Annotated in this window: 7 protein-coding genes; 4 read left to right on the top strand and 3 right to left on the bottom strand. The window is 67.8% G+C overall.

Translation table 11 applies throughout. The features are described 5' to 3' along the window. Window positions 1-175: 175 nt before the first annotated feature. The 3 genes from ACIRR9_RS45990 (at window position 176) to ACIRR9_RS45980 (ending at window position 3,710) form a co-directional block, all read left to right on the top strand. Complete coding sequence (locus ACIRR9_RS45990) at window positions 176-1,630, top strand: FAD-dependent monooxygenase (RefSeq protein WP_403765058.1); 1,455 nt, start codon at window positions 176-178, stop codon at window positions 1,628-1,630. Between the two features lie 214 nt (window positions 1,631-1,844). Next, entirely contained in the window at window positions 1,845-2,570 is a 726-nt protein-coding gene (locus ACIRR9_RS45985) for a dienelactone hydrolase family protein (protein WP_403765056.1), read from the top strand. Between the two features lie 579 nt (window positions 2,571-3,149). Continuing rightward, window positions 3,150-3,710 (top strand): site-specific integrase, encoded by a 561-nt coding sequence (locus tag ACIRR9_RS45980; protein ID WP_403765054.1) that lies wholly within the window; start codon window positions 3,150-3,152, stop codon window positions 3,708-3,710. A gap of 201 nt (window positions 3,711-3,911) precedes the next feature. On the opposite strand, the gene ACIRR9_RS45975 is transcribed toward ACIRR9_RS45980, so the two are convergent. The 3 genes from ACIRR9_RS45975 to ACIRR9_RS45965 form a co-directional block, all read right to left on the bottom strand. Then, window positions 3,912-4,277: a hypothetical protein gene (locus ACIRR9_RS45975; protein WP_403765052.1), complete on the bottom strand. Its 366-nt coding sequence runs from the start codon at window positions 4,275-4,277 to the stop codon at window positions 3,912-3,914. A gap of 31 nt (window positions 4,278-4,308) precedes the next feature. Then, entirely contained in the window at window positions 4,309-4,440 is a 132-nt protein-coding gene (locus tag ACIRR9_RS45970) for a hypothetical protein (protein ID WP_356031989.1), read from the bottom strand. A 381-nt stretch (window positions 4,441-4,821) separates the two neighbouring features. After that, window positions 4,822-5,037: a hypothetical protein gene (locus ACIRR9_RS45965; RefSeq protein WP_403765050.1), complete on the bottom strand. Its 216-nt coding sequence runs from the start codon at window positions 5,035-5,037 to the stop codon at window positions 4,822-4,824. Between the two features lie 504 nt (window positions 5,038-5,541). Between ACIRR9_RS45965 and ACIRR9_RS45960 the strand changes: the two genes are divergently transcribed. Then, a complete protein-coding gene (locus ACIRR9_RS45960) occupies window positions 5,542-6,051 on the top strand; it encodes a UDP binding domain-containing protein (RefSeq protein ID WP_403765048.1) in 510 nt (169 codons plus the stop codon). Window positions 6,052-6,179: the final 128 nt, after the last annotated feature.

The following is a 6,179-nucleotide window of genomic DNA, read 5'->3' as shown; positions in this document are numbered from 1 at the left end:
CCGGCACCTGCACCACCTGCCACCAACCCCTGCCCAGAACAACCCCCACCAGCCAGAACCCGAGAGCCAGAGCAACTTAACGGAGTCCTACTAGTCATCTCCCGACAATCCGCAGCGGACGGCAAGCCCGACGGGCGGTCGGGCCGATGTCCGCTGCCCGGAGGAGGAAACTGCCATGATCGACGTCATCATCGCGGGCGCCGGACCCAACGGCCTGATGCTCGCCTGTGAACTCGCCCTGGCCGGCGCGCGCCCCCTCGTCCTGGAACGCCTCACCGAGCCGTCCGGCGAGCAGCGCGCGAACGGTCTGGTCGGCCAGGTCGTCCGCATGCTCGACCGGCGTGGACTGTATGAGCGGCTGACCGCACCCGGTGCCACGCCCGAGCCGGCGCCCGGTTACGTGTTCGGCGCGTTCCCGATCGGGCTGAACGACCTGCCGGACAACCCCCTCTACACGTTGATGGTGCCGCAGCACACGGTCGAGCGGATGCTCGCCGAGCGCGCGGCCGAACTGGGCGTCGAGGTCCGCCGCGGTCACGAGGTCACCGGGCTGAGCCAACGAGAAGGCTCGGTGACGGTCGAGTTGCGCGGGCGGGAGCCGGTGGAGGCGGCGTTCCTGGTCGGCGCCGACGGAGGGCACAGTACCGTCCGCAAGCTCACCGGGATCGGGTTCCCCGGCGTGACCACGGATGCCTCGGTATCGCGTACCGGACACGTGAGCGTGCTCCCGGAGATGGTCGGCGCCGATGGCGGCCTGGACGTACCGGGCTTCGGCGTCATTCCGCCGTTTCGGCACCTGCGCACCGAACGCGGCCTGATCACCTGGGCGCCGTTCCCGGGCGGCACCCAGATGGTCAGCACGACGGAGTGGGACCAGCCGGCCGAGGGGGAGAGCTCACTTGACGAGCTTCGGGCGAGCGCCTCCCGGGTCCTCGGCACGGACCTGCCGCTCCACCCGCCGACCGGGCCGGGACCCCATCTGATGAGGCGACTGTTCGGCGGCAACACCCGGATCGCGTCGCAGTACCGCGCGGGCCGGGTGTTCCTGCTCGGTGACGCCGCACACGTGCACTCGGCGATAGGAGGGCCAGGGCTCAATCTGGGCCTGCAGGACGCGGTGAACCTCGGCTGGAAGCTGGCCGCGGAGCTGCGCGGTCACGCGTCGGAAGGGCTGCTGGACACCTACGAGTCGGAGCGGTCCCCGGCGGCACGGCGGGTGGCCATGCACACGCAGGCGCAGTCACTGCTGACTCGCCCGGGCGGCGATGTGACGGCGTTGCGAGAACTGTTCGGCGAACTGCTCGATCAGCCCGGGACACGGCAGCACATCGCGAATCTGATGTCCGGCGCGGACATCACCTATGACATGGGGCCGGCGACCGGACCGCTCGTCGGCCGATGGGCGCCGGACCTGCCAGGCCTGCGTGCGTTGACCCGCATCGGCCGCCCGCTGCTTCTGGACCCCACCGGCACCCTCGACACGGGCCCCTGGGCCCCGCACGTCGACACCGTGGCCACCCCGGAACTCGACACCGCGCTGCTCCTGCGGCCCGACTGCTACATCGCCTGGCAGGGCACCACGAACGACGGCCTGCACGAAGCACTGGGGACCTGGCTCAGGCCGGCCTGAAGCGAACCCGCCGAGCGAGCAAGCACCGGCTGTCGCAGAACCCGCACACATGAACAGTTCTGCGACAGCCTTCGGAGTGATCGTGTTTCCCCGGGCCGTCGTACATGTGACCTTCAGAGCTTCATGCCCTCGAATCCAGAGGGACACCTGCGCTGTTCTGCCAGCGGCAGAACACCAGCCCGACCGGGCTCGACGATCACTACAGTCCAGTCTCATGGCGACGACTACAGCGCGCACGGTCGAATACCCGGCCGACGGTCTGAGGATGGTCGGGCACCTCTCGCTCCCCGTTGGCGCCGGCCGTCGGCCAGCAGTCCTGATCGGGCCCGAGGGAATGGGGCTCAGCGACGTCGAGCGCCGCCGGGCCGATGCGCTCGCCGAGCTGGGATACGTAGCGCTGGCCTTCGACCTCCACGGCGGGCGCTATCTGGGTGACCCCGAGGAGATGCTGGCCCGTTGCCTGCCGCTGCTCGCCGACCCCGACCGGATGCGGGGCATCGGCCACGCGGCGCTCGACGTGTTGCGCGCCGAACCGCGGACCGACCCTGACCGGATCGCCGCCGTCGGCTACGGCACCGGAGGCGCCATCGGGCTGGAACTCGGGCGCGACGGCGTCGACCTGCGCGTGATCGGGACAGTCAACGCGCTGACCACGGGCCGACCGGGCGAGGCGGCGCGTATCCGTTGCCCGGTGTGGGCCGGGGTCGGGTCGGAAGACCCGATCATGCCGCCCGCGCAACGGGACGCGTTCACCGCCGAGATGCAGGCCGCGGGCGTCGACTGGCGCCTCACGGTCTACGGCGGCGCCCTGCACGCCTTCCACCACCCACCGGTCGACCACACCGTGGTCCCCGGCGTCGGCTACCACCCACGGCACGCGCAGCGAGCCTGGCACGACGTCGTCGACCTGCTCACCGAGTGCCTGCCCGTGACGGAGTGACCTGGTCAGTCCAAGCTCGGGCACCCGCTGACCAGCGCTTACCTGTCGCCGATGCGGGTTTTTGGCGTATTCGGCCACACCCCTTGCAGCGGCGCAGGACGTTGACGACGCACTCTCTGCCCAAGATCGGGACGTCCACGCACCTTTCGGGTCGAGGTGCTCGCGCAGCTTTCCGCGCTGGGCGGGTAGCGCATCCCTGATGGAGAGGCCAAGCGTGGGGAACTTCTCGGCGATCTCGGCAGGGTCAGGAATGGGATCGCTGACGGGAATCTCCCAGTTGCTGCCATGGCGCTTCCAGCCGTCGAGGTCAGGCTCGATCGGGCGGATACGCTTCACGATCCCGTCCACGACCCGTCATCACTGAATTGGGGTCCGTCGCCTGGCCACCTGCCCCGAGCTTCGGCGTCAGATATCGCTGAAGACTCGGCGCCGCGAAGCCCTGAAGGTCACAAGAAAACCTCTCAAAAAGCGTCCCGCAACTGACCTCGGAATCGATGCGGACAGGGGACCTCGTGGTTCTAATCAGTGGGGTTGTCCCTCAGCCGAGGGAGTCATGCCGGTTCCCGGACAGAGGCCGACATGCGCCCGCTGGAGCCGCTGTGCTCCTTCTTCTTCGAGCTGGCCAAGGCCCTGAAGGCCAAGTCGCTGGCGGAATACACGTACGACACGCTGGACTTGGTCGACTTCCTGGAGGAGCTGGACCCGCCGGCCGATCTGCTGTCGGCCACCGAAGAGGACCTGATCGCCTACCGCGAGGACCGCACCGAGCACCAGGACGAGCCGATCTCGGCCGGCACCTGGCAGCGCCGCCGGGCGCTGATCAACAACTTCTACGACTGGGCGATGGAAGAGGCAAAGCTGCTGGACATCGAGGTTGGCGAGCCACGGCGGGACGGTCTGCCACGGCCGGTGGTGTTGCAGGCCACGGCGAAGTACAGCTTGAGGCGGACGGTGGAGATCCAGCACGAGACGATGCTTGAGCTGGCCGAGGTCCAGGGCAGGTTCGATGCGCTTGCGGCGGTGGCCGCGAACCTCTACGCGGAGAACCTTGCGCTGAAGAAGAAGCTCGGCGGCCGCCGGCGGCTGGCCGTCATCCCGGCCCAGGACGCCGACTCGCCGGCGGTTCGAACAGACAGCTGAGCACACAAGTCCGTACGCGGTGGCGCACGACGAAGAACTCGTACGCGGCTGAGCACGTTCGGTGGTACTTCCCCCCTCTTCGAGGAGGGGGGCCGTCGAGGCTCTGGCAGAGGTTCTCGCCATGTATGCGGGCGTGGGGCGGGCAGATCAGCCAACGGTCTCGTCGAGGTGTTCCTCGCGCCGCCCCCTCGGGTTGCGAGGTCAGTTGCAGATGCCGTCGATGGCGGACTGGGCACCGAAGTCGACGACCCTGGCGCAGATGTAGTGTCCTGGGCCGTCGTCCCGCCAACCAGAGCCGCCGCCAGTGGTGTTGGAGATCTCCCTGCCGTTGTCCGTCAGGATGAACTGACAACCGCGAGGAGCAACGGTTGGGTTGAGCTCTTGCGCGTCATGCCAGGCGCCGTTGATGAACTTCAGCTGGATCTCCTGATCGGCGGTGCAGTACGCCGTGTGGATCCAGTGATCGCCCTCGTTGGCGGCGAAAGCGGGCGACGCGGACAGGGCGACCATGGCACCGAAGCCGAGGACGGCGACGGCGGATCGCAGGGACGTACGGCAAGACAGCATGGAGCGGATTCCTTCCGAAGACGAGGGACAGTCAGGAGACGGAGGCTGCGGGGGTCTCGCCGCCGTAGTAGTACGTCGGGCTGGTGAAGTAGGAGACGCCGTAGTACGTGCCGGGGCCCACCGTGACCGGGTTGGACCAGACGGTCCCGCTCGGGCCTGGCACCACCGCACACTTCCGGCTGCCGGGCACGACGTTCTGGTGTCAGTCACAGGCGCCGGGTGATTCCGCATACCCGTACGTTCTGGAACCGTCGACGAACCGTACGCGCAGGTAGTAGCAGTGGCTCGTGGCGATGGGAACACTGTCGTGATACACGAACCAACCCCGGCCAGTGCCCAGGACAGTGGGGGCGTGACCGCGTAGGTCGGCTCTCCTGACTGCCAGGCCGGCTTGTCCATGACCTGGTACCACATCTGTACGTCGGTCTCAGGTGTGTTGATGATTGCAACCCCCACGCCATTCGGATCCACGCACGAGCAACCCCGAGCTACCAAGGGGCCCTGTTCGATCAGAACCGCCCTCATGATCGATAGGAATGCGGCTTCAGATGTACAGCACGGGCGAATCCACGGGGCCGTACCAGGTCCCGGCGATGTCGGGGAACACCTCCACGTAGTAGGCGCCGGAGGGGTATGTCCCGAAGTTGATGTAGTCCGCGACGTCGCAGTTCGCAGCAGGACCCTGCGGGCAGGCATAGGCCCACTGCCATACCACTTGGTTGGTGTTCTTGTTGACGAGTTGGACGTTGATGGATTCCACGTGCTCGCTGCCGGTAAGGTAGCCGTTCCCGGTGATATCGCTACCGCTGGCACTGATGCAGGGCGCAACCTGCACATCATGGCCATAGGGGCTGAAACTGAACCACGCACGGCAGCCTCACCCGCTCGCCGCGCCCGCGCTTCCGGTGGCCGTGTTGGTTGCGCCCCCGGCGATTGCCAGAGTTGCGACTGCCATGGCGGTGGCACGCTTGGTCTTCCCGAACTTGAGCATTCGTTCCCCCTCGTGTGGTCGCGGCCGGTCATGGCCGCTCGACTTCCGCGTTGTTGCCGCTTTGGCCCGGCCTTGCGCTAGGCAGCACAACCAGACTGCCTTGGGTGGTTGTGTGGAGTCGCGTTTCCCGCACGAATCCGTACACCCCGGTCGGCCCCTGTCAGCTCACTGCAAATGTAGGACTGGCAAGCATCGTGTGGAGTGTCAGGTTGCACGGTGAAGCGGGGGCTCCGGTGTCAAAGTGCACAGCGAGTTGGGAGAGGCCAGGCCGTCGTGATCCTCCGCGAAGCCGACGCCGTCGACACCCGCCGCCGACAGCGCGTCGTCGACCTCGCCCGCGAGGAACTCGGGCCTGACCTGCGCGGCAAGCGGATCACCGTCTGGGGCGCCGCCTTCAAACCCGAGACCGACGACATCCGCGACTCTCCCGCCCTCGCCGTCGCACAGGCCCTGCACGACCTCGGCGTCACCGTCACCGACCCCAAAGCCCTCGACAACGCCCGCAAGCTCCACCCCGAACTCGACTACACCGAAGACCCGATCGCCGCCGTCCAGGACGCTGACCTCCTCTGCCCGCCGTCGATGTCGTTGCGCAGACGCAGCGGCCAGGAGGCCGGAACGCCGTCGATCTCGGCAGGGGAGGAGGTGATCAGGATGCCGTTGCCGGACTGGCGGACATCCAGGTGCTGCATCCCCTCAGTGGAGTGGAACGCGGTGCCGAACCATTCCGTGGTCGGCTGGCCGCTCTCGCCCCGTGGATGGCGAGGCTTGTGCTGCTTGTGACGTCCCATGATGTGCCTCGCAGACGTGGCCCCGTGCACGGGCCGATCGGTCCGCTGACCCCACAACCGGCTGCCCGGCAGGTCGGGTGCGCCACGGGCCCGTCATTCACCCGCCCAGCCGCATCTGGC

Origin of the sequence: Streptomyces sp. NPDC101234, assembly GCF_044767525.1 — a bacterium.
Taxonomy (GTDB): Bacteria; Actinomycetota; Actinomycetes; order Streptomycetales; family Streptomycetaceae; genus Streptomyces; species Streptomyces sasae.
Note: the sequence above shows the minus strand (reverse complement) of the source record. Positions and strands in the feature narration are given on the sequence as shown.

Bases quoted from the DNA above. Each gene is read 5' to 3' on its own strand.
- ACIRR9_RS45990 (WP_403765058.1), top strand. From the start codon at position 176: ATGATCGACGTCATCATCGCGGGCGCCGGACCCAACGGCCTGATGCTC.
- ACIRR9_RS45985 (WP_403765056.1), top strand. From the start codon at position 1,845: ATGGCGACGACTACAGCGCGCACGGTCGAATACCCGGCCGACGGTCTG.
- ACIRR9_RS45975 (WP_403765052.1), bottom strand. From the start codon at position 4,277: ATGCTGTCTTGCCGTACGTCCCTGCGATCCGCCGTCGCCGTCCTCGGC.
- ACIRR9_RS45980 (WP_403765054.1), top strand. From the start codon at position 3,150: ATGCGCCCGCTGGAGCCGCTGTGCTCCTTCTTCTTCGAGCTGGCCAAG.